We start from the raw sequence: 1,912 nt of genomic DNA on the forward strand, positions 1-1,912 counted from the left end.
CATGATTTCGAGCGGTTTGCCGGCCTCGAGAGCCACGGCTGCACGGGTTCTCATGCAGTCTCCCTCCAAAATGAGATTTCCTGTTCCGACGCTCTGCGGCGGTTGGGGGGGAGTATGGGTGCGCCGTCGCATACCGCTCAATACAGCCAATGGTGGGTATTCCCCGAAAGCCCCTGAAAGCGCAGCCTGCCATAGAGCCGAAGCGCCCCGATGCGCCCCGGCGCGCCGCGCGGACAACGGGAGAAAGACCATGACAAGACACAGTTTTCTTGCCGCAGCGGTGGGGCTGTCCCTCGCCGCCGCGCCCGCCCTCGCCGCCGATTTCGCCGACCCGAGCTGGCCCTGCGTGCAGCGCAAGGTCGAGACGCTCTCGCCCGGGCTGATGTGGCCCGAGCCCCTGCCGGACGCCAAGCCCGAGGGCACCACCGGCGCGGCGGTCAAGGAGCTGCGCGAGCTGCTCTCGCTGCGCCGCGTTGATCTCGAGACCGCCCGAACCGAGCTGGCCGCCTTCACCCGCTCCGAGGGCGACGCGATGCCGCTCATGGCGGCGGTCTTCTCGGGGGTCTTCGACCGGCTCTCGCACCGCCGCACGCGGATCCTCAAGGGCATCGGGAAATTTTCCCACGGGCAGATCGAGCTGTCGGAGAAGATCGACGCCGCCCGCGCCGAGATGGACGCGCAGATGGCCCTCGAGGCCCCCGACTACGACCGGGTCGACGCGCTCGAAGAGCAGATCGACTGGGACCAGCGCATCTTCACCGACCGCCAGCACACGATCCGCTACCTCTGCGAGACGCCACAGCTTCTGGAACAGCGGCTCTACGCCATCGCCCAGATGCTGCACGAGGCGGGCAAGGCCGAGGGAGCCCCGGACGGCGACTGACCCCGGTGTTGCGCCCGGCCGACGCGCCCGGCAGCCTCCGGCGGGCGTATTTTGAAAGAGAAGAAGGGACAGTCCCGTGCTTCTTCTCTTTCCAAATACGCAGCCTTCCACCCGCGCGGCGCCGGGGTCACTCCCATTCCAGCTCGGTGAAGGCCACCGTCGAATTACGCGCGTTGAACGCGTCGAAGAGCTGCCAGCGGTCCCGCTCCTCGGCGGCGATATGGGTGACCGCTTCCGACAGCCGCTCCCCCGCCGAGACCGCCGCCGCCGCATCCCGCGCCAGAACCTCGAGGTAGCGCCGTACCGGCGCCGCGGCGTCGGGCCAGTGCAGCACCGGCCCGCCATGGCCGGGCACGACGCGGGTGGCGGGCACCTGCACCAACTCTCCGAGCGCCCGTTGCCAGCCGCGCAGGCTGCCGTCGAGCGGAGGGATGTGCCCGTCAACCACGAGGTCCCCGGCAAAAAGCGTTCCCGTCGCCCTGTCCAGCACCGTGAGGTCGGTGCCGCTGTGCGCTTGCGGCCAGGCGCGCAGGTCCAGCACCCGCCCACCGAGGTCGAGCGTCGCCCGCTCGGTCACCTCCTGATCGACCCGGGGCACGCGGGTTCCGAGAAAGGCCTCCGCTCCGATCAGCGACTCGAACTTCTGCAGGTAGGTTTCCTGCCGCCGCGCCAACGCCTGCGGCAGCCCGGCATGCGCGACGATCTCGGCGCCCTCGAAGACCGAGGCCCCAAGCAGGTGGTCCGGGTGCACATGGGTCAGCACCACATAGGCCACCGGCAGGGCGCTGCGCGCCCGGATCGACCGCCACAGCGCCTCGCCCATCCAGGCCGCCGAACCGCTGTCGATCACCGCCACCGCCCTTGTGCCGATGACGAAACCGATGTTGGCCGTGTCGCCGCGGTTGGCACCATCGGGCTCGGCCACCGCGCCGCGGTGCACGAAGACGCCGGGCGCCACCTCGGTCACCGCCAGCGCCTCGCCGGAGGGGCGGCACGCGGCGCCCGCCACGGGACGCGCCTCCAGCGTCG

At 70.3% G+C, this 1,912-nt stretch carries 2 protein-coding genes; one reads left to right on the forward strand and one right to left on the reverse strand.

The genetic code is table 11. From position 1 onward, the window contains the following. The first annotated feature begins 250 nt into the window (after positions 1-250). On the forward strand, positions 251-883 hold the full coding sequence (locus CLG85_RS27010) for a hypothetical protein (protein WP_260350377.1): 633 nt from the start codon (positions 251-253) through the stop codon (positions 881-883). Between the two features lie 127 nt (positions 884-1,010). Here the strand turns inward: CLG85_RS27010 and CLG85_RS27015 are convergent. Then, positions 1,011-1,912 (reverse strand): quinoprotein relay system zinc metallohydrolase 2 (locus CLG85_RS27015; RefSeq protein ID WP_260350378.1); only part of this gene is annotated, 902 nt, incomplete at its 5' end.

It is taken from the genome of Alloyangia mangrovi, assembly GCF_002300555.2.
In the GTDB taxonomy this organism is placed as follows: Bacteria; Pseudomonadota; Alphaproteobacteria; order Rhodobacterales; family Rhodobacteraceae; genus Salipiger; species Salipiger mangrovi.